Below are 23,688 nucleotides of genomic sequence, written 5' to 3'. Positions count from 1 at the left end.
AGGTGAACTCGTGATTGTTCGGATATTTAAATTCATTGTAATTGGTTGTTTATATATTGGTGTCGCGCACGCCAATATAGATGAGTTATATAAGCTCGCTGCCGGAGATGTGATCAGTATAAAAGTTTATGGTGAAGAAAATCTAACGATCGCTGAGCAAAAAATTGATAACAGAGAAGTGATTGATTATCCCTACTTAGGTGTGATCAAGTTGGGTGGCAAGACCTTGCGTCAAGTGCAAAACGAGATATCGATGGGACTGAAAGGGGACTATTTAGTTAACCCGAAAGTCAACGTCGCTATTGTTCAATACCGTAATGTTTATATCAATGGCTTGGTGAATAAGCCTGGTGGGTACGAGTACGAACCAGGTCTTACAGTACAAAAAGCAATTTCGTTGGCTGGTGGAGTAATGAGCAAATATCGACGCAGTGCTCGTGCTTATAGAACGAAATCGAGTGATGAAAATAAGTACGCTAATTTGACTGCTGACCAGCTTTCTGAAGAGTTTGAAAAAAATACAAAAACGGAAGCTGAGCTGTATCAAGTTATTCAACCGGGTGACACGATTTATGTCGTCGCTTCATTTTGGTAGTAGCTAAATCTAGATGGTTAGTTTTTGTCGATTTATAGGAAGACTATGAAGTTACTAAGTGAAAACAAGCACACAATGGAAGGGGAATCGGTTGATTTTGGCAAGTATGTCGTCTTGTTAAAAAACAACGGGTTGAAGATCCTACTGTTTACGGTCTTGGTTACTGCTATTGCGGTGTTGTTTACTCTCACCATTAAGCCAAGTTATCAAGCGACTGCGACGTTACTAATTGAGTCAAATACGACCAAAGCCGTATCTATTGAAGAAGTTGTTGGCATTGACTCTAGTCAGCAAGAGTATTACCTGACTCAATTTGAAATACTGAAGTCTCGTTCAATTGCTGAGCGCGTGATAGACAAACTTGCTTTGGATAACTTGCCGGAGTTTAATCCTTACATTGAACCCAAACGGTCTTTCTTTGGCAGTGTGAAAGCTTTGCCCATGTTTCGCTCGGAAGATAAAGCACGCCCTGAACCGGAAGACAAAGTATCTGCCAGAACTCGTTATGCGGTACTGGACCGATTCCATTCGAAGCTTTCAATAGCCCCAATTCGTAAAACTCAATTAGTCCGAATTACGTTTGAGTCACTCGACCCTCAACTCGCTGCGGATATCGCTAATGCCGTTGGTGAAGCATATATCATGGAAGGCTTGCAAGCACGCTTAGATGCAACTGAACATGCATCCAGCTGGATCTCTGGGCGTATGGAGCAGTTGCAAGAGCAACTTAAAAAATCGGAAAACACACTGATTGAATTCCTAGCAAAAGAAAAACTGGTTGATGACAGTGGGATTGACGTGCAAGCCAGTACCGTAATTAATGATTTAATCCTTCGCCTAAGTGAGGTCACCGATAAACGAATCCAACTCGAGTCAGCATATGGCACATTGAACAGTGGAAACTCTTTCTCAGTTGATCATGCATCATCAGTTCCAGCGATTTCCAAACATCCGCAAGTGATTAATTTAGGTGCTCTTCTCGCTGACGCAGAAAGAGACCAGAGTGAGCTGTCAAAAACTTATGGACCTAAGCATGAAAAAATGATCGCGGTGACTGCAAAGCTTGGAAACTTGCAATCACAGTTGAATCAGTTAATTAGTCAGCTAGTAGGTGGTATCGGTAAAGAGGTACAAACGGCTCGCTCTCAAGAGCGACTGATCTCGCGAGAGCTTGAGAAGAAAAAACAAGAGTTTCAAAGTTTGACGGTCAAGAAGCGCCAATATGATGCATTGGTTCGTGAAGAAGAAACCAATCGAAATGTTCTTAATATATTCTTAAACCGTCAAAAAGAAACGACCGCTACGAGTGATTTTGATTCACGCAATGCTCGCTTTACCGACCAAGCCATAGCGCCACAATATCAGGCGAAACCACGTAAAAAGTTAATCGTCGGCTTTGCTATGGTCGCATCATTGTTGGTGGCAGTTTCCGCAATTATGTTGCTGGAGTTACTCAATAACACCATTACCACGGTTAAGCATTGTGAAGAAAAACTGGGTTTAGTCCCGCTAGGTGGTATTCCTAAGATACGCAGGGATAAGCAAGACTCATTAGACAGTAATGTGTTTTTTAGCGACAAGCATATTAACTTCAATGAATCAGTACGTTCGACTAGGACGGCATTGGCATTAACCAATCGCGAGAATAAATTTATTACCTTATCTTCGTCATTACCAAACGAAGGTAAGACTACGTGTTCCATTAATTTGGCATTGGCATTTTCTAGAGTAGAAAACACCCTATTGATTGACTGTGACCTGCGTAAGTCAGCTATTTCGGAGCGGTTTGGTCATAAGCGTTTTAAGCCCGGCTTAACCAATCATTTGTTAATGAATACTGATCTAGAGGAGTGTTTGTTTGTTGATGATAGAACAGGCTTAACGGTTATGCCTGCGGGGATGCCAACGCCAAATCCGCAAGAGCTACTCAGTTCAGATCGCTTCTCATCATTACTTGCTCAATTAGAGGAGCGGTTCGATAGAGTTGTGATTGATACTCCGCCAGCGCTTGTTGTGAACGACAGTATGATCGTTAGCAAGATTACCGGAAAAGTTGTCGTGGTATTGAAAGCGTCAAGTACGCGTATTACGACACTCAGAAATACCATTTCTCGATTCATGACACACGACGTGCAATTTGAAGGGGTGATACTTAACCAAATTAGTGAAAGCAAGGGTAAGCAAGATTATGTCTATGGGGACTATATCTACAACCTCGATGCCGAAACTGAAGGTCAAAAAGCTTAATAGCTCAAGGATAACTATGAACTTCAAATACTCGATTGTGGTGCCGCACTATAACAGCTTAGTGGGTTTAGAGAGGTTGCTAGCGTCAATTCCACAGCGAAGTGACATTCAGGTCATTGTTGTTGATGACAATAGCAAGGATACGCCGGATACCCGTTATTTTTCGGAAGAATTCCCTCAGCTTAACTTATCAATTTACGCGAATGATTCCGGCGTTAAGGGTGCTGGAGCAGCCCGAAATGTCGGGTTAAAGCATTTGGACTCTGAGTATACTATTTTCGCCGATGCGGATGATTTTTTTACCCAAGATGCGTTCAGTATTCTTGATGGGAAGTTGGCTGGAAATGACATTACATACTTTGCACCGATCAGTCAGTGTGAAGTGACTGGTGAGACAACCGATAGACATGAAACTTGGGCGAACCTTGTAAAGCAACATATAGAGACTGGTAATGAGGACATTCGTTTTCATTTTGCTGTCCCATGGAGCAAGGTTTATCGAACCTCCTTCATAAAAGGGAAAAGTCTCTATTTTGATCAGGTAATCGCTTGGAATGACGTGATGTTTTCTTTGGTTTCCGGTTATAAATCAAACAGCATTGCTTCTCATCTCGATGCAATTTATTGCGTGACGAAAGGGCAAGGTACCATTACCGGAACCTTCACTTCAACCGCTGTCCGGTCGAGGTTTGATGTACAAATGCGTCGTGTGGCGTATATCCATAGTAATGGTATTCCGACAGAGTCTTATTCATTCTACAAGATGATCAAAAATTTTCACAAGGTCATGAATTGGGAAGACTACAACCAAGTATTCAAACTGCTTTTTCAAAGCAAAATAACCTTGCTACCCAGTCGGACCTATTTCTATTTAAAAAAACCGAGTCGAATTCGAGAGCGGTTTTTAAGTAAATAAGTAACAACGGATGAATTGTTTCCGCAATACATTTCGCGAATGAATTATATTTAAATGACTAATTTTATGGATAAAATTATGAGAGTGACAATCGTTGGAACTGGCTACGTAGGTCTTTCAAATGCGGTTTTAATTGCTCAGAATCATCAAGTGGTTGCGCTTGATATTGATGAGTCGAAAGTGGATAAGATCAATCGTCGTCAATCACCTATTTCTGACCAAGAAATAGAGCAGTTTTTGGCTGAAAAGAGGTTGAATCTTTTGGCGACAACAGACAAAGAATTAGCCTATAAGAACGCAGATTTTGTCATTGTCGCGACACCAACCAACTATGACCCAGTAAACAACTATTTTGACACCAGCTCTGTTGAGTCAGTGATTCATGATGTGAAGCAATACTCGCCACAAAGTGTCGTCGTGATTAAATCGACCATTCCTGTCGGTTACACCGAGCGAGTAAAGCAAGATATTGGCTTTAGTAATATTATTTTCTCGCCAGAGTTTCTCCGTGAAGGTAAAGCATTGTATGACAACCTGCATCCTTCGCGCATTATCGTTGGTGAAGATTCCCCAAGAGGGAAAGCATTCGCAAGTTTGTTAGTTGAAGGGGCAGAGAAAGAGAATATCTCGGTATTGTTTACCAATTCGACAGAAGCGGAAGCGGTTAAGTTGTTTTCGAATACATATTTAGCTATGCGTGTCGCCTATTTCAATGAGTTAGATTCGTACGCAGAAAGTCATGGTTTGAGTTCTCGTCAAATCATCGAAGGGGTAGGGCTAGACCCTCGAATAGGTTCGCACTATAACAATCCTTCCTTTGGCTATGGTGGTTACTGCTTACCTAAAGATACCAAGCAGCTATTGGCAAATTACCAAGATGTTCCAAACAACATCATCCAAGCAATTGTTGATGCCAATACCACACGCAAAGATTTTGTTGCCAATGCCATCATAGCAAGGCAGCCAAAAGTTGTTGGGATCTACCGCCTTATCATGAAGTCTGGTTCAGATAATTTCCGCGCATCGAGTATTCAAGGCATCATGAAACGACTTAAAGCCAAGGGGATTGAGGTTGTGGTTTATGAACCACTGCTACAAGAGCCGACCTTTTACAATTCAGAAGTGCTAAATGATTTTGCCGCGTTTAAGCAAATCAGTGACGTGATTGTGAGCAACCGAATGGTTGAAGAGCTAGCTGATGTTACTGAGAAAGTATATACCCGCGATTTATTTGGTAGTGATTAAGGTTTGAATATGAAATTGGTTACGATAAACCCACAAAAGTCGACCACGATGGGCGGAGTCGAAACTCTTATTCGTAGTTTGCATAGTTTGTTTGAATGCAAAAATTTAGAGCTATTTGAATGTAAGAACTATGAGCTGTTTGAACATTTACCTAGTACAGAACACTATTCTGAATCTGGTTATGTTAAGTATCTACATTACGGTAAGCAGAGTAAGTATAAAACTAAACTTAACCAAGTGAATCGTATCAAAGAACTCAATCTTACCTCGCAAGATGTCGTCGTTTTGTTTCATCCTAATGATCTTTTGTATTTACCACGCAAGGTGCGCGAAAACAGTAAAGTTGTACTTGTTCAAACGAATAAGTTTGACGTGTATTTTAAGCCATTTTCAAAGCTGTTGATGTCGTTTCTGCATCAATATATAGACGTGTTTTCTGTATATACCGAGCAGGATAAAAAAGCATTGCTGGCACTCTTTCCTAAGTTTCAACACAAGGTAAAGATTATTCCTCGTGGATGCAAAATTGAAACAGCAGTAAACCAGCCAAAGTTAAGTAAAAAACTAGTCACGGTTGCGCGTATCGATGAAGGACAGAAGAACTTTACTGGCATGGTCGATGTATTGGCAAGATTACCGGAGGCTTACAGTTTAGATATCTATGGGGATGGGACCTCCGAAGAGTTGGATAGACTACGCGAACTGATCGCTAATAACGATAAGATCACTTTTAAAGGCTCTACCAATGATGTCGCTTCTGTACTGCGTGACTACGCCCTCTTTATTATGACATCTCATTATGAAGGCTTTGGTCAAACGCTCATTGAAGCGAGGAGCCAAGGTTTGCCTGTTGTTGTTTTTAATACGTTTGATGCGCTACCTTGGATCGTGGAGGATGGTGTTAACGGGTACAAAGTTGAAGTAGGGAACTGCGCGTTATTCGCAGATCGAATCGTAGAAATCTGTGAAAACGATGTCCTGTTTAACCAGCTTTCGTCCAATTCCCTAGACAAAGCAAAGGAGACGGAAATCTCGGTTGTAAATCGACTTTGGCAGGAGGCAATTGCATGAAATATTCAGTCATTGTGCCGATTTATAATACTTTCGATTATGCCAAAAAAATTATTGATTGGTTTCTAATTGAACAAGCATCTAGGCAACAGCAAGATATCGAATTGATACTTGTTGATGATGGTTCCAAGCAAGCAGCAAGATATCCCATCGATTCGCCTGCAATAAAGTTGGTTCGAAAAGAGAATGGCGGTGTTTCTAGTGCACGAAATTGTGGTGTGGAACAAGCAAGTGGCAAGTACATTTTATTTCTAGACTCAGATGATAGCTTTGAATTGGGTATATTCGCTTATCTTGATGATGTTCTTGTTAAGCAAGTCGATATTGATTCAATTTTGTTTTCTTTTCGAAAAATCTTAGACACTAAAATCACGACTGTTGAAAACCATGAACAAAAAGTGACTTCCAACTGTGCTCTTTCGCAGTTTTTGACTAAGGAAATTCGTATACATGTATGTGGGCTGATGGTTTCGCGCAGGTTACTAATTGAACATAATCTGCGCTTCGATGAATCATTACATTTCAGCGAAGATGTATTGTTTATTATCGAATATTTATCCATCGCTCAGCAGTGTTTTATTAGTGGAAAACCGCTTTACAACCATGTTCTCCGTCAAGGTTCTGCAATTAACAGCCCGCTGAAAAGTAAAGATACCACCCACATTGATGCGTTTGAAAGAATATCCTATCAAGCGAAAAAGAAAGCATTTGAGTCTGATGTGAATTTATTTATGTCCACGTGCTATATAAATTTGCTCAAGTTTCTTGTCAAAAACAAGACGAGCGAAAAAGAAGTGTTTGATAAAATAATTAGCAATAGTCACTTCTTGTTTGGAAAAACGACTCCGAGATTGAGTCGTTACTCGGTGATTGTATTCACGTTGCGGGTGTTATTTAAGTTTGATGGTTTATTCAATCATTATGCCTTACGAAAAATAAGTATCATGAGGTGAATATGAAGGTTTTGAATATAGCTGAAACAACACAAGGTGGCATCGAAACCTATTTTGAATCTTTGTCGCGTTCTCATTTTGTGGATAATCACTTTTTAGCGATTGGATATAACCGATCTAAATTGGAGCTAGGTAACAAAGGCTTTCGTCCTTTCAATGTCATGATGTTGCTTTGGGCTCTCTATTTCAAGTTGGAAGTCAAACAGTACCAAATCCTATTTTTGCACAGCACGTTTGCAGGGCTACTTCGCCCATTTTTATGGCCATTAGCTAAATGGCACCGAGTTAAATTAGTCTATTGTAGCCATGGTTGGGCATTTGATATTCATTATGATTCGGCGCTGAAAGAGCGCGTTTACAAATCCATCTATGTAGCTGTTGAGAAAATCATGGCGGTGTTTTGCGACCAAATCTATTGTATCTCGCAACATGAATATCGTTCTGCGCTACAGATCGGTTTGAAAGCAACTAAAGCTTCATTGGTTTGGAATGGTGTGAAGGGGAGTGTCTTGGTCTCAGATCTCGTTGACAATATAGATGGAGTGACACGAATACTATTTGTAGGTCGATTGGACAAACAAAAAGGGCTTGACCGTTTTTTGTGTGCTTTGAAGCAACAAGCACACTTACCCAACCCGATAGAGCTCAATGTAATAGGCGAGCCAGTGAGAAATGATAGCCCAGAGCTCGTGGACTTACTCAATGCATCGATAGACAAAGTGACAATAAACAAGCTAGGTTGGGTGGAAAATACCGATTTAGATCGCTATTTTCAGCAAGCGGATTTCGTGGTGGTTCCTTCGTTGTGGGAAGGTTTTGGTTTAATCGTTGCCGAGTCTTTTCGAAATGGTACGCCTGTTCTTGCATCAAACGCCGGCTCGCTAGCTGATATGGTAACGAACAGTACAGGATGGATATTTGATCAAGCCAAACCTGATAGTCTTTCGGAACTTACTGCTCGCGTATTGCAGGATAAGATGTATCAAGAGATCGAGCGAAGTGACTGTATTGCTCATTTTGAAAAGAATTTTCATGAAGATGTAATGAATCGCAACTACTACCAATCTTTCGTAGAGCTTAGATAGGAGTTAATGAGTGCAACGAGGACTGTTTCTATTATTCTGCTTTATGATTCCGTTTGAGAATACTGCACTCGCCTCTATAGGCGGTGTGTTTACTGCACCTCTTGGTATTACGCTTATCCCATTAATTGCGCTACAGATTGTTTTTTCTTACAAACAGTTATCTAAGATTGAGTTTGGTACGATAAAACTGCTATTTGGATTTTTTGCTTATTCATTTGTATTGCTAGCGTTATTTTATAGTGACTACAATAAAGTGTTTTTATTGGACCGTGGCTTACGATTTGCTCTGCTATTCATTCCTCTCGTTATCGTGTTTTTAACCGTGATGCGCCACGATGAAAAGCTTGTTTATCAGGGTGTAATGATAATGGCGACAGTTATTGTTATGTCATTTGCACTCAATCTAGTCGCTCGTGGTTTTATCAACAGTCCTTCATTTATTCATCATAACTTTGCTATGTCACCGCATCGAATGAGAGGTTTTACATTGGAAGCCAGCACTTTTGGTTTTCAGTATGTGTTGATATTATTAATGGTTGCCGCTATATATCGAATTAATCTCTTATTGTTGGCGCCATTAATAGTTGCGAGCGTTGTTCTTATTACTTCAAAAGGAACGCTGATCAGCTTTTTTATCACTTTACTGGTTACCTTTGTTATTTTTAACCGCATTAATCTATTTCATAAACTATTAGCGTCAGTCATTCTGGTTGGTTTTAGTACGATATTCCTCTATTTGTTTTTGGGTGACTCCATTATTAATGATGTCGAACGCTATTCTAGTATAGCGACACGTGGTACTGCTGTAATGACTGCTATCATGTCGCTGATCCATAATCCTATTGGCGGGGGATTTTTTGGCTACTTGCCATCAATGTATGAATACGGCGCAGTCGCAATGGAGTTCATGGATGGTTTAGCACCACGGTTATTCAATTTCACCGAATTTGCCGCATATTTGGTTGTCGGTGAGACAAAAAGTGTCTCTACTAAGTCATTTTTCTTTGATTGGACCATTTTTGGTGGTGTGTTCTTCGTCTATTTCTATTGTAAGTACGTTGGTCGTTTGCTGATGTTTTTTATTAAGAATCGTATGCCATATGACTTCGCAATTTTGATGTTTTTGAGTTTGGCGACGACTTTCTTTATGTCGATAGAGGTGCGCTACATTGCACCATTCGCTCTTGGATTTTTAGTGCTTCGTTATTCTATCGTGTCAAAGAATCTTAAGGCTGACATTGAGCGATCTCGACAGTTAGAGAGCGGTGGGGCTATACATGTATCATAAAGTCGGCTTAGCCAGTCTTTTGTTTCTTATTATAATTGTCACTGTGCTGGCGGTGTTTAAAGGGGCGGATGATTACCTTAGTCAATCACGCAAAAATCACTTGGTTGAGTTTGAGCCTTTATCGAATAACGAAATGGTCCCGGATCTTTTAGGCGCAATGGAACCTTTACCTTTAGTTTGGGTTCCATTTAATGATCATGAAACATACGGACTCTATTACTCTTGGCTCGCTTTTAATGCAAAAGGGAACCCAACGCTTGTTGAGCATTACAATCACTTATCATCAGTTGAATTTGAATCTCAGCAAATGCTTAAACCGTTAGATTCCAAAGTGGTTATCTTCAGAGCGAATCAAATGTGGCGTGAAGGGGGTAGTTTTGATGATGTTCTAGCACAATTTAAGTTGGCTCAAAGGCTAGGCAATTTTGAAAAACTGACGTTAATGGAATCATTGAATTTTTATCTGTCTAATTGGCCTGAATTAACAGTAGCAGATAAAAAAATAGCGATTTCATATTTGTTGGACCATGAAAAATATGCAATGAAAATATGGCAATTTGATGATTTACTTAAAAAGCCGATAGTGGGTGGGCGAGCATGCTCACTATTAAAGTTTAATGGTTTAACGCCTTATTATTGCCGTAAGTAGTGAGGTTTTTCTATACGCGTCATACTTGAAGTTACAGTGGTCTTGGCTGTGTTCGTGTGCCCCAATTACATAGTTCATCTATGCTCAGGGGATTTTCTTACTTGCCGCCTACCTGCATCTTCAGGTGTTTTGGGTATACGCTGGGTTTAAACGATGGCTAAGCTGTTCTTATGGCTATGGTTTATATGATGACATTGAGGAGATTAGGGTAACAATGAAAATTATTAAATTTATCAGTGTATTAACCGTATTGTCTTTGGCCAACCTAGCCAGGGCTGAGGTTATGTCTCAACAACAAGTAAATATGTTGTTTGATGATTTAACTGCCTCACCAACTGTTCTTGTTGAGCAATTTGGAAATTATACGATTGAGGATAACTTAGCATTATTTCTTACAACGGCTACTCAATTAAGGCCTGGAGAATTGACGGATATATTGACGCAAATTTTTGCTAACTATCCTCAACATATAAGCCTAATCGCGCAGATTGCACGTAGTTTGGAGATGACGAGTCAGGATATTACTATTGCAGCCATCGAAGCTGGTATTGACCCAACCGTTATTGCGGATGCTACGGCGGCAGGTATACAGAGTGTCGTTGCCGCGCCAACTCCCAATGTTCCAACTAAAAAAGATCCTATCTCTGCTAACTAACAAAGAGGAAGGTTTGTGTTTAATTAAACCTTCTTTTATACCCGTCATACTTGAAGCTGCAGCGGTGTTGGCTGTGTTCGTGCGCCCCAATCACATAGTTCACCTATGCTCAGGGGGCTTTCTTACTTGCCGCCTACCTGCACCTTCAAGTTTCTTGGGTATATACCCAAATAAACTCAAGCATGTGAATCCTGAATCTTGAGGCGACTTGGGTATAATCATGATGTTTTACCAAGCTATTACGGCACCTAACGCTATATTGAGTTCATCGTGCGAACTTACCGGGGTATCGTAGTTAACTTCCGTAAATAATTTTGTATATTCTATCGGTACAAATGAAAGCCCAATGTATGAATTATTTCTTGTACCGTTTAACGCTGATGAATTGGAATCTTGCTCAATAACCTCATGACCAAGGTAGCCTGTTGTTCTTTGTGTAAATGCGATTTGCCCTGACAATGCAAAGGCGTTTTTGTCGATGGATTGGCTTGGTTGCAAATTATTGTCTAGGTCTTGGTTGTAATAGGTTAGACCTAGATTGGTGTCACCCATTTCCATACGAGCTGTTACTTGAAAATAAGTCGCGTCGGTTTGATGGTTTTGGGTATTCGTGTCTGTCTTGCCAATACCGCCGGTTAACACGAGATCTGCGAGGTTATATTGACCAAACAGCTCTTTCACCGTTCGCTTTTGGTTACCATCTTCAAAGCCGTAGGTTGCGTTAAGTGCAAAGAGTTCATTGTCGTATACATACTTAATTGTATCGCCTTTTACTCCAACTGCGTTTAGGTTTGCTTCGCCGCCAAATGCCTCAGAGTAGTCGACACCATTTAAGTCATCAGAAGAGGTGTTGTGCTTACCGTAAGTGAGTCGTCCAATTGCTTCTGCGTATAGACCAATAAAATACTGAGAAACGAATATATCGTCTTCATCTTTATCTTCATCGGCATCGAAGTTAACTTGAGTTTCTAACCCGCCAGCTAAAGCAATCAAATCTGTTATGGCATATAGACCTAGGATACCAACTTTAGAATCACCAAATGTGTAATCATTGTCCTGTTCGTCAAGAATAAGCGCTCTGGCTTTTATATCCCCATAGAAGTGCAGATAGGCAAGATCATTATCAATTAATTCGTAGCTGACTGAAGGTGCACTGAACAACATCAAACCCGACAGCGGTAACGTATATTTATACATGATTCATCCATAATTCATTGTGGTCGATAAAAATCACTCAAAGCAATCAAAAAATATAATATAAATAACAACTTGAGTTTGTCTCTTGTTTGAGAAAATAGTCAATTAGTATGAGTAATATTTTGACTTACTAGAGTCGAATATTGACACTCAAAATGATTTTGTATGTTCACGACTGAGATAGGGAATTGTGACGAATAAACTTGAACGAATGTGTTTTGCCAGTTACTTATTGTTATTAGTTTGGCTACCGATTCCATTGGGCTCAAATCGTATATGGGCTTGGACAATTGCAGAAATTTGGATAGGTCTGTCTGCATGCATGCTTGTTATCTCCTTGATGAGGCATGGAAGTAGACTTGCGCTAGATAGTATCAAACAGTTCGGTTGGTTATTGTTTCCCATTGCGTTATTTCAATTGTGGATTTTATGCCAAATTATTCCAATGCCGCTATCATGGCTTGAATGGGTTTCTCCCGCAGCTTCTATAGCTTATCAGCGCACAGGTGCGGATGTCGGTTATATTTCATTGGATCCTAGAACGACATATATCGCGCTGCTGAAAGGGGTGTTTTATTTTATTTTCGTACTCTGCAGTGCGATATTAATAAATAATGGTGAGCGGATTAGAACGGTCATGTTAGCGATTGTTGTTGGTGGTACTTTGCAAGCTTTCTATGCTGTATTGAATGTATTACTCGGTGTAGAACAGTCGATTCTTTTCGGATTGCAAGAGGAAGGCATTGCAACAGGGACATTTGTTTATAAGAACCATCTTGCCAACTATTTATTACTTTGCCTGTGCATAGGAATTGGGTTGATAGTCACTGATATGCAAAGTGGCCGAGCTAGTTATAACTCTTGGCAAGATCGTATACAACAGTGGTTACGGTTAGTTTCATCGCAGAGGATGCTCGTTCGCTTGGCGCTTGTTATTATTGTCATTGCGTTGGTTATGACGCGTTCTAGAATGGGCAATGGTGCGTTTTTGGCTGCAACTCTTGTTGTTGGATTTGTTGCTCTCATTTTTTATCGCAATCGACCATCCAATTTGACTTGGTTTCTTGTGAGTATATTGGTAGTAGATATCGTAATAATGGGGTCACTATTTGGTTTGGATAAACTCCAGCAGCGTGTGGCAGATTCTTATATAGATCAAGATAGCCGCCATTTGGTCATTACGTGGAGCATTCCGATGATAAAGGATTATTTACTTACAGGGATTGGGTTAGGTAGTTTTTATGTTGTTTTTCCTAGCTACACTCAACACGCCATCGGCTACTATGACCATGCTCACAATGAATATATCCAGTTTGTCACGGAAGCGGGATTACCTGCGACAATAATGCTCGGAAGCACTCTTCTGTGGGCGTTTGGACTTTCTATTTGGGTTATGATCAATCGTAATAGCCAAACATGTAAAGGGGCTGCGTTTGGTTGTTTGATGGCACTGTGCGCGATGCTTATGCATATATGGGTCGATTTCAATTTACAATCCCCAGCGAATACAGTGACATTTTTGACTGTTCTAGTGCTCATTGGAGCCAGTTATTCGGTTGTATCACCTCGTCGTTACAAGGACGTAAAGCATGTTTAATCGTATCCTCATCGTTTGCAGTGGCAATATCTGCCGTTCACCTTTCGCCGCTTCGTTGCTCACCCACTTGGTTCCGGAAAGTGAGGTTCGATCTGCGGGTATACTTACAAAAAAGAGTGAGATGGTTGGGTTTGCTGCCGATCAAACTATTCAATCATTGGCCGAGCAATTAGGTTTAGATTTGACTTCGCACTCGGCTAAGCAATTAACTCAAGAAGATTGTGTATGGAGCGACATAATATTGGTCATGGAACCAGAGCAGATTAACAAAGTAAGTGAAGTATGCCTTCGTTCGCGAGGTAAAACGTTTCTTCTTGGGCAGTGGGGGGAAGGGAGCATCAAGGATCCTTTTCGATGTACAGAGCTTCATTATCAAGCGGCAGTGACTCAGATTAAATCTGCTTGCGAATCTTGGAGTAAAAAAATTTAAGTTTGGCGAGTATGAGTACGTGTAGCAAATTTCATCTGATACATGTTTTTATCGGCAATTTTAATCAGGTCACTGTAGCAGCTAGCTTGGCTTGGAAAGCTGGCTAAACCGACACTGGCGGATAAAGCATAGAAAATGCCATCAACCACTTCGATTTCTTCTGCAAAACAATCTAGCGCACAGTTCAATGCATGCTCCATTTGATCACTTGGTTGCTGTAGTAATACAAGCGCGAATTCATCCCCGCCAATTCGATATGAGGAAAATAAGGAGCTGTCACTATAGTCAGCGAACCGTTGGGCCAATATCTGCAATGCTTTATCACCAGCCAGATGACCATATTGGTCATTAATTTGTTTGAATCCATTCAAATCTAATAGACATAGAGTGAAAGTGTTATTTTGCTCTATGTGCTGTTGGACATCGTGTGTCATTGCCAAGCGATTTGGAATGCGGGTTAATGCATCGGTCATCGCGAGTTGTTTGTTGGTTTTTGACTCATGGTGTAAAACGTACGCCACTAAAGCAGCACATAAAAAGAGCAGTAGCATTAATGCTACTTGGGTGTGAGCAAGCAGCATCGCCTGTTTCATTTGTTTCTGGTAAATCGGATTTTTTATGCGAAAGTTATGATTTACGTAACCGAGCATATCTTTGTATATGGCAGAGAGCTGCGTGGTTAGATTTGAGATATGGTGATCGTCTTTTAAATCAAAAACCAATGGCTCTAATTGCGTATAGCGAGCAAAAAGTTGGCTAAAAAACTCTCGCGTCCCTTCTAACTGCATTAAATTATCTGCTTCTCCGGCATTGATTAGCAGATCAAAACGACTCCACGTAAGCTCATAGGATAGCTCAGTATTTTGTTTGTATTTTGAATTGGTTAGAGCGAGTGGAGCAATTGCGACAAGAGAAGAGAACTCTTTAGTCAGTTGAAACAAAAACCAAGTCGCTTGATTTTGTTGTTCTGAAAAAGAGCGGGTAAGTTTTCTTGTTTCAGACAATACATAAAAATTGGCGACGATCAATAGGATAGATAAGACAATCAGGAGTGCCTTAGAACGAGTGAAAAAACGGACAAAAGATCGGTTTATATTACTATTCGTCATCATTCCTACTGTGCAAAATTATCTCGTCTATTTGCCACACCATTTGAGAATGGTAGTTAATGTTGTCTATTTCAGGGTACTTATTTAAATTGAAAATTAACCAATAAGGTCCTTTATGTCGAATTCGCATTGGCTCGCCATTCATTTTTATGGCAATTATTGGCGCGAACATTTGAATATCTTCAATTGTGCTAGTGGCTGCATAATCATTTAAAGCTAAAAAAGTTACCGCAAACGTGGTGGCATCACCATATCGCTCGATCAGCTTCTCTACTGGGATACCCGTAAAAGACCGTTGATTGGGGAACCAAGGTAAGCGAGTTGCAAAGCTAGTGGTTGGAAACTCTTCGAGTAAACTCACCATATTTGTCTCAATAGTTGATCCGTCGGCAAGATGGATCTTCAACGGTGATGCAAAAACTGAACAGTTGAAGAACAAAATAAGCAAGACGACCAAGTTGCGCATATCGAATCCTTCGGCAATGCGAGTTGAATGAGACTGTTATTATTATATGTGTAGAGCAATGCAAATAAAAATATTTTTATCAATAGCGCTCATTAAAAGGACTATAAGGGAAAACTGATTTGCTCGAGTTGTGATTTTTGGTGACACTGTCACCTAGTGTAATGGTCTGTTTATGATGTTACTTAAGAACCAATAGGCATAATTGGCTATTGAGTGATTAAATTAACACAATTATATGATCTATGAGTGAATTTTAAACACTTTATCTGAATGTGTTTCAGGTTGGTTATATATTTGTTCTTCTAGATAAGAGGGCAAAGATGCAATCACCCACACCAAAACACAGTAGTGTTTTTCAGCAGAAAATGTTACTTGCCAGTGCACTGAGCTGGTTGGTAGTGACGTTGATGCCGGTGATTAATGCGCATGGTCCAAATGCTGGTGTTTGGGCTCGGCTATGCACCATCAATGGGTTTGAGTATGTGCAAGTCGAACAGGACCAGCCAGCTACCCAACATAGCAAGCCTTGTCCTTTTACTCATTTTTCTAACTTCCATCATTTTTCCACATCTCCAACACTATACTTTACGCGAACGTCCATTGTGAGAGACGCCGAATACGCTTTTTTGGCTCTAAGCGCTCGGTTTGAACTTGCAATACCAAGAGCGCCGCCTAAATCTAGTCAATTTAGACTATTTAAAGTAACTAGATGATTTTAACGTATTGTTTCTCATTTGTTTTTACTGTTATATTGGCGGTATAGTATTAACTCAAGGAATGAGGAAAATGCAAAAGTACGCCATACTTTCAGATATACACAGTAATGTATTTGCGCTTACCGCGGTGGTTAAGCATGCGCACGCACAAGGTGTGACCCAATTTATTAATCTGGGTGACATTCTTTATGGTCCAATTGCTCCCAAAGCCACGTACGAATTTCTTCAATCGCTAGATGCTGTGACCATTTGCGGCAATCAAGACAGGCAGATCTTTCAAGCAACTCCTCCTCAAATTACGTCCAACCCTACAATGCAATTTATATTGAATGATCTGGGCGATGAGCCAATTGAGTGGATGAAGAAATTGCCATTTGATAAGCAAATTACCGATCAAATTTACGCTTGCCATGGAACCCCGAAAGATGATTTAGTTTACTTGTTGGAGGACACTCTGCAAGGGGACCCGCAACTTCGTAGTGATGAAGAGATTGTTAACTTGCTGTCAGGTAATGATACTGCCGTTATTTTATGTGGTCATACCCATATTCCTCGTTGCGTTGAACTTTCTACTGGGCAGTTGATCATTAATCCAGGTAGCGTAGGTATGCCAGCGTATACGGATGACGAGCCACATTTACACTCCATGCAAACCTATAGCTCTCTAGCGAGCTACGCCATGTTAACCGAATCTGATCAATGCCAGTGGAATGTCAGTTTTCACAAGGTTGCCTATGATGTTGCTGCAGCAACTGAACAGGCGGCATTAAGGAAAAGAGAGGACTGGGTACACTTTCTTACCACTGGACGTGGTAGGTAATTTAGTTAGATAACCAATGTTGTATTAAGGATGATTATGAACTCAAATAACCTATCAATTGCTTTGGCACAAATTCCAATAGTGGATGGTGATATTGAAGCAAACTTGCAACAGCATTTACACGCAATTAAACAGGCAGCTGAGTATGGAGCAGACCTAGTTGTCTTTCCTGAACTGTCCCTTAGTGGTTATGTTTTAGATCGAGTCGGTGAGCTTGCATTCAATACCAAGCATGGCATCTTAAGAGTGCTTTCAGAGCAAGCTGTGGCGAATCAAATTTCAGTAATCGCTGGTTGCCCGTTGGAAAATGGCACTGAAAAACCCACGATTAGTTCTGTAATTTGCAACCCAACAGGTGAGCTAGGATTTTACGCTAAACAGTATTTACATAGTGGTGAAGAGCAGTATTGCTCAGCAGGTCAACATAACCATTACTTGAGACTCAAAGGTTACAAATTGGCATTAGCGATTTGTTCAGATTTTTCTAATCCTCAACATAGCCATGATGCCGTAGAAGATGAGGCAGATGTCTACCTAGCGAGTGCATTGGTCTCCCCCTCAGGGTACGGTGCTGATGCTGATATCCTCTCCAACATTGCGGCAACTTGTCGCTTACCAGTTTTGCTTTCAAACCACATTAGCCCAACTGGTGGTTGGCAAACTGCAGGCAAAAGCGCGGTTTGGAATATCGATGGAAGCGTCGCGTTTGAAGTTGAAAATGATCAAGCCAGTTTGGCTGTCGTTGAAATTACGGGCAATCATATAGTAGGAAAAGTACATCTTTTATGATGTCGATGAGGAATAAATAATGAAAACGATCGGTCTTATTGGTGGTATGAGCTGGGAGTCGACGGCTAGCTATTACAAGGCATTGAACCTAGGAATAAAATCAAAACTAGGTGGGTTGTATTCTGCCAAAATTTGTTTGTATAGCGTCGATTTTCACGAGATTGAACAGCTTCAGCATCAAGGTAAATGGGAAGAAACCGCCAATATTCTTACTCGCGCAGCTCAATCGGTTGAAGCGGGTGGGGCGGACTTCATTTTGATTTGTACAAATACCATGCATAAAGTGGTACCACAGATTGAACAGTGCATATCTAAGCCCATTTTACATATCGCTGATGCTACAGCAGAGGTGTTAGTTGCTGATGGTATTACTAAGGTCGGTTTGCTTGGTACGCGATTCACCATGGAGCAGGACTTTTACAAACAGCGTTTAACTGACAATTTTGGTATTGAAGTGGTAACACCAAACGTAGAACAAAGGACGATCGTACATGATGTTATTTACCAAGAGTTGTGCAATGGCATCGTTAAAGATTCATCAAGAAGCCAATATGTTGCCATTATTGACGCGTTAATCGAGCAGGGAGCGCAAGCAGTCATTTTAGGTTGTACTGAAATTGCTTTGTTAGTGGAACCGCAACATACCAAAGCTGCGCTGTATGACACAACGCAAATTCATGCTGATGCCGCCATTAAATGGGCACTAAACTAGATATCCACTGGTTGCCCAAAGAGGAGGGAGGTATCGCGTTGTTATTCCTCCAATGAGTCACGATTTACAGGGATGAAAGTCATGGAGTTACCAATCTACATTGTTGATGCATTCACCAATCAGCAATTTAAAGGGAATTCAGCCGCAGTTGTAATATTGGATGAGTGGATTGATGTAGATCTAATGCAAAAAATTGCGCTAGAAAATAACCTGTCTGAAACCGCATTTATCAAGCAAGAGTCGCTGAATCAATACTTGATTCGTTGGTTCTCCCCGTTAACTGAAATCGATTTCTGTGGGCATGCCACGCTTGCCTCTTCGTATGTACTATATAACTTGTATGAGAGTGAAGGTGAAATTGAGTTTCTCACTCAGAGTGTTGGGTCATTATATGTGAACTGCAAGGATGATGGTCGTATTGAAATGAGCTTTCCCAACCACGCTCCTACCGCCGTTGAATCGATCCCCGCTGCGTTATTAGATGGCTTATCGATTACACCAATCGAAGTATTGAAGAATCGCCAAGCTTACTTTGCGGTGTATGAATCTGAACAAGATGTGCAGCAAGTAATTTATGACGCCTCTCAACTGCAACAACTCGCGCCATATGATGTAGTTGTGACTGCTCCGGGCACGCAATATGATTTTGTTTCCCGCTATTTTTGGCCGGCAAATGGTGGAGATGAAGATCCGGTAACGGGATCGATTCATGCTGGTCTTGTTCCTTATTGGTCACAGAAACTGGTTAAGCAAGAATTGATAGCATTTCAAGCGTCAACTCGTGGTGGAATGCTTTATTGCCGAATAAAAGGTGAGCGAGTGTTGGTTTCAGGTTTTGCTGTGATTTATCTACGCGGCACGATATATCTGTAATTGATATACCCAAGGATCTTGAGGTCACTTGGGTATACAAGGAGATCATTATCTACAAATCAGTGTGTTGGATGATGGGTGCTCTATCGTCTTTTTGTTTTATGGCAATCGCAGCAAAAGAGTTGAGTGGAGAAATTAATACCTTTCAAATTTTGTTCATTCGTAGTGCCATTAGCTTAATGATTATTGTGTCGATTATCACGCTGAGTAACAACTGGCAGTGGTTTACAACCAAGCGGTTAGGCTGGCACGGTTTACGAAATATTACCCATTTAGCAGGGCAGTATGGTTGGTTTGTTGCGATTGGTATGCTGCCATTGGCGGAAGTATTCGCGCTGGAGTTTACGGTGCCTTTTTGGACGGCATTGCTGGCATTTTTGTTACTGCGAGAGTCACTTTCTTTACGTAAGTTAGTTGCGATCTTCTTTGGATTTGCTGGTGTGATGATTATTGTTCAACCGGGTTTCAAGCAAGTTGATGCTGGTGTGATGGTTATTCTTCTGGCTGCAATTTTTTACAGCTTTGCTTACATAGGTACTCGCGCGTTAGCAACAACAGAAAACCCTGTGACTATCTTATTTTATATGTGTGCGATCCAGTTCCCTATCACATTGTGTTTTGCTTTTTATGAGTGGCAAACACCTGATTTGAGGCAGTGGTTTTGGCTTCTCGTCGTTAGTGTTAGTGCCCTTACAGCACATTACTGCTTGTCACATGCGATGAAATATTCCGATGCCGCGGTGGTGGTTACTATGGATTTTTTACGCCTGCCAGCGATCGCCATCGTTGGGGCGCTATTCTATGCAGAAAAAATTGAACCAGCTCTATTTTTAGGCGCGTTACTAATGCTATTTGGTAATGTAGTTAACTTATATCGTCGAAAAAGTGGCAAGATTCAATCCAAATGCAGTCAAAATGAATCAGATAGCAAAGTTTAAGGAAGTAGTAATGATTTTAAACCATATTTCATTGGGTGTTAGTGATGTTGTAGCAGCGACTAAATTTTATGATGATGTACTGGGCGCGTTAGATATCCATCGCAGCCATACCATTGAAAACATCGCTTCAGCTTATGGTGAGCGTTTTGAATTTTGGATAGGTTGTCCGTGTGAAAAGCGTTCTTCGGCAGGAAATGGTACACATGTTGCCTTTAATGCTGCAAGTCAAAAAGCAGTCGCTGATTTTCACACTAAAGCATTAGCACTTGGTGGTACCTGTGAGGGGAAGCCAGGAATGAGACCAGAATATGGCGAGGGTTATTATGCTGCCTATATCCGTGATAAAGATGGCAATAAACTCGAAGCCGTATTTATGGGCTAGCATTGAAGTTATGGTTAAGCAATGTTATGTCATGCGGTTACTTTTTATCCGATGCGCGTGACGCTATTATCAATAAATGCCGGCTGTTTAGTGGGCATTAACAGGGTTAGAATATATGCCATTATAGCGCTGGAATGAGCGCAATTAAAAATGATAAAGTTAAGAAGGAATTAAATATGTCTTCTGCATTTTACCAACAAATTCAACGACAACTGGAAGAAGTGAAGGCTGAAGGTCTTTACAAATCTGAACGTGTTATTACCTCTCCGCAACAAGCCCAAGTCACAATCTCTACTGGTCAAGAAGTACTTAATTTCTGTGCAAACAACTATCTAGGTCTTGCTAATCATCCTGCATTAATTGAAGCCACCAAAATTGGTATGGATCAACATGGCTTTGGAATGGCTTCGGTGCGTTTTATTTGTGGTACGCAAGATATCCATAAGCAGCTGGAAAACAAGCTGTCTCAATTCCTTGGTAGAGAAGACACCATTCTTTACACATCATGCTTTGATGCAAACACAGGTTTGTTTGAAACCATTTTGAGTAATGAAGACGCGATTATTTCAGATGCATTAAACCATGCTTCAATTATTGATGGTGTCCGTCTGTGTAAAGCAATGCGCTATCGTTATTCAAATAACAACATGGTCGAGCTTGAGCGGCAATTGATTGCAGCTCAAAAGAATGCTGCCCGTAACATTTTAATTGTGACTGATGGCGTATTCTCGATGGATGGTGTGGTTGCGAATCTGCCAGCTATTTGTGACCTTGCAGATAAGTACGATGCGCTAGTGATGGTTGATGATTCACACGCGGTTGGATTCATGGGGAAAAATGGTGCAGGAACGCATGAATACCATGATGTCATTAGCCGAGTCGACATCATTACGGGTACGTTAGGTAAGGCGATGGGGGGAGCTTCGGGTGGTTACACTTCGGCGAAGAAAGAAGTGATTGAATGGCTACGTCAGCGCTCTCGCCCTTACTTATTTTCAAATTCAGTTGCCCCCGGGATTGTAAATGCCTCGATTCGAGTACTTGATTTGCTCCAAGAGAGTGGGCATCTGCGCGAGCACCTATGGAAAAACGCGGCGCACTTTCGTACGCGTATGTCCCAAGCTGGTTTTACCTTATCGGGTGCCGATCATGCGATTATTCCGATCATGTTGGGTGATGCAAAGGTCGCTTCTGAGTTTGCTGAACGTTCGTTGCAAAAAGGCATATACGTTATAGCTTTCTCTTTTCCTGTTGTTCCCCAAGGTCAGGCTCGTATTCGTACACAAATGTCAGCGGCGCATTCTCGTGAACAACTTGATCGTGCTATTGATGCTTTTATAGATGTTGGTCACGATATGGACATTATCTAGATAGTCAGCGCTTTTTTCACTATGCGCGATGTCTACTTTCAAGGACGGGGTCGATTGGCTGATGAACTAAGCTTAATGAATCAAGCCTTTACACCGGTTTACTCAGAACGAATTACTTTGAAAATCAACAAGCGTTATTTCAGAGATAGTTGGGGGCGATGTTAATGAATAGTATGAAAATTAAAGCACTATCAAAACTAAAGCCTGAACAAGGCATTTGGATGACGGAAGTGGACAAGCCGAAGCTTGGTCACAACGATCTGCTGATTAAAATAAAGAAAACAGCTATCTGTGGAACAGATGTACACATTTATAATTGGGATGAGTGGTCACAAAATAACATTCCGGTACCCATGGTGGTCGGGCATGAATACGTAGGTGAAGTGGTTGGCATTGGTCAAGAAGTGCGTGGCTATGCACTTGGTGATCGTGTTTCTGGTGAAGGGCATATTACTTGCGGGTATTGCCGTAATTGCCGCGCTGGCCGTACTCATCTTTGCCGCAATACTATTGGTGTAGGTGTAAACCGTACCGGTTGTTTCTCAGAATACCTTGTGATTCCAGCATTCAACGCCTTTAAGATCCCTGACGGAATTTCAGATGATCTCGCATCAATTTTTGACCCATTTGGTAATGCCGTTCATACAGCACTTTCGTTCAATCTTGTCGGTGAAGATGTACTTATCACGGGAGCAGGACCGATTGGTATTATGGCGGCAGCGGTGGCAAAACATGCTGGCGCGCGCTACGTGGTGATCACCGATGTAAATGAATATCGACTCGATCTTGCTCGTAAAATGGGCGTGACTCGAGCAATAAATGCAGAAATAGATTCGCTAGATGAGGTGATGTCTGATCTAAAGATGTTGGAAGGATTTGATGTTGGTCTTGAAGTGTCGGGAAGTCCTTCAGCGTTCAATTCCATGTTAAAAACCATTAACCATGGTGGTCAAATTGCACTACTTGGAATTCCTCCTCCAGATATGGGTATTGATTGGCATCAAGTGATTTTCAAAGGTCTTAAGATCAAGGGAATCTATGGTCGAGAAATGTTCGAAACCTGGTACAAAATGGCGACGCTGATCCAGTCGGGTTTAGATCTCACACCAGTCATCACTCATCAGTTCAAAGTAGATGACTTCCAAAAAGCCTTTGATGTCATGCGTAGCGGGGCTTCCGGTAAGGTTATTCTTGATTGGGAATAAAAGTTATCGTGCCTTGAAGCGGCATACTTAGTTTAATCAATTATGTAAAAACAGCGAAACTCGCCCAAAGGGTCTTTCGATTTTGGGGTAATGGGTCACTTATATGCTGTTTGATTTTTAATCTAAGAATTACATAGGCAAATTTCTATTGTTTGCTGCTGCAGCACCAAATCTAGTCTTGATTGTAGATCTAACTTAGATTGAGAATACTAATCGATATCATTTATACTGTTGTGTTAGATATGTTGTATCAAGGGTTTGTTTACAAAATAAAGAAGCTGAATTTTAAACTGTTAAAAGATGCAATTAGAGATTGGTATTTTTATTTTGCGAATATGAGGTTATAACGAATAGTCGTTGCGTAGCGACATTAAATTACC

The 23,688-nt window shown here is 40.9% G+C and carries 24 protein-coding genes; 21 read left to right on the top strand and 3 right to left on the bottom strand.

All coding sequences use genetic code 11. The features are described from left to right. Positions 1-10: 10 nt before the first annotated feature. The 10 genes from L4C38_RS04705 (at position 11) to L4C38_RS04660 (ending at position 10,704) form a co-directional block, all read left to right on the top strand. Positions 11-595 (top strand): polysaccharide biosynthesis/export family protein, encoded by a 585-nt coding sequence (locus tag L4C38_RS04705; RefSeq protein WP_428796378.1) that lies wholly within the window; start codon positions 11-13, stop codon positions 593-595. A 45-nt stretch (positions 596-640) separates the two neighbouring features. Then, positions 641-2,842 carry a GumC family protein gene (locus tag L4C38_RS04700; RefSeq protein WP_428796377.1) on the top strand — a complete coding sequence of 734 codons (2,202 nt, stop codon included), beginning with the start codon at positions 641-643 and terminating at the stop codon, positions 2,840-2,842. A gap of 16 nt (positions 2,843-2,858) precedes the next feature. After that, complete coding sequence (locus tag L4C38_RS04695) at positions 2,859-3,758, top strand: glycosyltransferase family 2 protein (RefSeq protein WP_428796376.1); 900 nt, start codon at positions 2,859-2,861, stop codon at positions 3,756-3,758. Positions 3,759-3,836: 78 nt separating this feature from the next. Next, on the top strand, positions 3,837-5,003 hold the full coding sequence (locus tag L4C38_RS04690) for a nucleotide sugar dehydrogenase (protein ID WP_428796375.1): 1,167 nt from the start codon (positions 3,837-3,839) through the stop codon (positions 5,001-5,003). 9 nt (positions 5,004-5,012) lie between these two features. Continuing rightward, positions 5,013-6,074 carry a glycosyltransferase gene (locus L4C38_RS04685; RefSeq protein WP_428796374.1) on the top strand — a complete coding sequence of 354 codons (1,062 nt, stop codon included), beginning with the start codon at positions 5,013-5,015 and terminating at the stop codon, positions 6,072-6,074. Then, positions 6,071-7,027 carry a glycosyltransferase gene (locus tag L4C38_RS04680; protein WP_428796373.1) on the top strand — a complete coding sequence of 319 codons (957 nt, stop codon included), beginning with the start codon at positions 6,071-6,073 and terminating at the stop codon, positions 7,025-7,027. The genes L4C38_RS04685 and L4C38_RS04680 overlap by 4 nt, the downstream gene beginning before the upstream one ends. 2 nt (positions 7,028-7,029) lie before the next feature. Next, entirely contained in the window at positions 7,030-8,112 is a 1,083-nt protein-coding gene (locus tag L4C38_RS04675; RefSeq protein ID WP_428796372.1) for a glycosyltransferase family 4 protein, read from the top strand. 10 nt (positions 8,113-8,122) lie between these two features. Next, positions 8,123-9,400: a hypothetical protein gene (locus L4C38_RS04670; protein ID WP_428796371.1), complete on the top strand. Its 1,278-nt coding sequence runs from the start codon at positions 8,123-8,125 to the stop codon at positions 9,398-9,400. After that, positions 9,390-10,049 (top strand): hypothetical protein, encoded by a 660-nt coding sequence (locus L4C38_RS04665; RefSeq protein ID WP_428796370.1) that lies wholly within the window; start codon positions 9,390-9,392, stop codon positions 10,047-10,049. The genes L4C38_RS04670 and L4C38_RS04665 overlap by 11 nt, the downstream gene beginning before the upstream one ends. A gap of 214 nt (positions 10,050-10,263) precedes the next feature. Then, on the top strand, positions 10,264-10,704 hold the full coding sequence (locus tag L4C38_RS04660; protein ID WP_428796369.1) for a hypothetical protein: 441 nt from the start codon (positions 10,264-10,266) through the stop codon (positions 10,702-10,704). A gap of 228 nt (positions 10,705-10,932) precedes the next feature. On the opposite strand, the gene L4C38_RS04655 is transcribed toward L4C38_RS04660, so the two are convergent. Further along, positions 10,933-11,901 carry a porin gene (locus L4C38_RS04655; protein ID WP_428796368.1) on the bottom strand — a complete coding sequence of 323 codons (969 nt, stop codon included), beginning with the start codon at positions 11,899-11,901 and terminating at the stop codon, positions 10,933-10,935. Positions 11,902-12,091: 190 nt separating this feature from the next. On the opposite strand from L4C38_RS04655, the gene L4C38_RS04650 reads away from it, so the two are divergent. Together L4C38_RS04650 and L4C38_RS04645 are read left to right on the top strand one after the other, a co-directional pair. Continuing rightward, positions 12,092-13,498, top strand: a complete 1,407-nt coding sequence (locus L4C38_RS04650) for an O-antigen ligase family protein (protein ID WP_428796367.1) — start codon at positions 12,092-12,094, stop codon at positions 13,496-13,498. Beyond that, positions 13,491-13,928, top strand: a complete 438-nt coding sequence (locus L4C38_RS04645; protein WP_428796366.1) for an arsenate reductase/protein-tyrosine-phosphatase family protein — start codon at positions 13,491-13,493, stop codon at positions 13,926-13,928. The genes L4C38_RS04650 and L4C38_RS04645 overlap by 8 nt, the downstream gene beginning before the upstream one ends. Here L4C38_RS04645 and L4C38_RS04640 read toward each other — a convergent pair. Both L4C38_RS04640 and L4C38_RS04635 read right to left on the bottom strand, forming a co-directional pair. Then, on the bottom strand, positions 13,925-15,037 hold the full coding sequence (locus L4C38_RS04640) for a GGDEF domain-containing protein (protein ID WP_428796365.1): 1,113 nt from the start codon (positions 15,035-15,037) through the stop codon (positions 13,925-13,927). The genes L4C38_RS04645 and L4C38_RS04640 overlap by 4 nt on opposite strands. Continuing rightward, entirely contained in the window at positions 15,027-15,503 is a 477-nt protein-coding gene (locus tag L4C38_RS04635; RefSeq protein WP_428796364.1) for a putative pterin-binding protein, read from the bottom strand. The genes L4C38_RS04640 and L4C38_RS04635 overlap by 11 nt, the downstream gene beginning before the upstream one ends. 320 nt (positions 15,504-15,823) lie before the next feature. On the opposite strand from L4C38_RS04635, the gene L4C38_RS04630 reads away from it, so the two are divergent. The 9 genes from L4C38_RS04630 to tdh all read left to right on the top strand — a co-directional run bounded on the left by L4C38_RS04630 (position 15,824) and on the right by tdh (position 23,308). Next, the gene (locus tag L4C38_RS04630) at positions 15,824-16,216 is read left to right on the top strand and encodes a hypothetical protein (protein WP_428796363.1); all 393 of its coding nucleotides are present in this window, start codon (positions 15,824-15,826) and stop codon (positions 16,214-16,216) included. 73 nt (positions 16,217-16,289) lie between these two features. After that, on the top strand, positions 16,290-17,039 hold the full coding sequence (locus L4C38_RS04625) for a metallophosphoesterase family protein (protein ID WP_428796362.1): 750 nt from the start codon (positions 16,290-16,292) through the stop codon (positions 17,037-17,039). A 36-nt stretch (positions 17,040-17,075) separates the two neighbouring features. After that, positions 17,076-17,828 (top strand): carbon-nitrogen hydrolase family protein, encoded by a 753-nt coding sequence (locus tag L4C38_RS04620; RefSeq protein WP_428796361.1) that lies wholly within the window; start codon positions 17,076-17,078, stop codon positions 17,826-17,828. A 19-nt stretch (positions 17,829-17,847) separates the two neighbouring features. Next, positions 17,848-18,540, top strand: a complete 693-nt coding sequence (locus tag L4C38_RS04615; protein ID WP_428796360.1) for an aspartate/glutamate racemase family protein — start codon at positions 17,848-17,850, stop codon at positions 18,538-18,540. Between the two features lie 81 nt (positions 18,541-18,621). Beyond that, positions 18,622-19,413, top strand: coding sequence for a PhzF family phenazine biosynthesis protein (locus tag L4C38_RS04610; protein WP_428796359.1), 792 nt, complete (start codon positions 18,622-18,624; stop codon positions 19,411-19,413). A 71-nt stretch (positions 19,414-19,484) separates the two neighbouring features. Beyond that, positions 19,485-20,351 (top strand): DMT family transporter, encoded by an 867-nt coding sequence (locus L4C38_RS04605; protein WP_428796358.1) that lies wholly within the window; start codon positions 19,485-19,487, stop codon positions 20,349-20,351. 10 nt (positions 20,352-20,361) lie between these two features. Then, the gene (locus L4C38_RS04600) at positions 20,362-20,733 is read left to right on the top strand and encodes a VOC family protein (protein ID WP_428796357.1); all 372 of its coding nucleotides are present in this window, start codon (positions 20,362-20,364) and stop codon (positions 20,731-20,733) included. A gap of 176 nt (positions 20,734-20,909) precedes the next feature. Then, positions 20,910-22,103, top strand: a complete 1,194-nt coding sequence (locus L4C38_RS04595) for a glycine C-acetyltransferase (RefSeq protein WP_428796356.1) — start codon at positions 20,910-20,912, stop codon at positions 22,101-22,103. A 173-nt stretch (positions 22,104-22,276) separates the two neighbouring features. Then, positions 22,277-23,308: an L-threonine 3-dehydrogenase gene (gene tdh / locus L4C38_RS04590; RefSeq protein ID WP_428796429.1), complete on the top strand. Its 1,032-nt coding sequence runs from the start codon at positions 22,277-22,279 to the stop codon at positions 23,306-23,308. Positions 23,309-23,688 lie beyond the last annotated feature (380 nt).

This window comes from Vibrio kasasachensis, from assembly GCF_050337565.1.
Lineage (GTDB): Bacteria > Pseudomonadota > Gammaproteobacteria > Enterobacterales > Vibrionaceae > Vibrio > Vibrio kasasachensis.
Note: the sequence above shows the minus strand (reverse complement) of the source record. Positions and strands in the feature narration are given on the sequence as shown.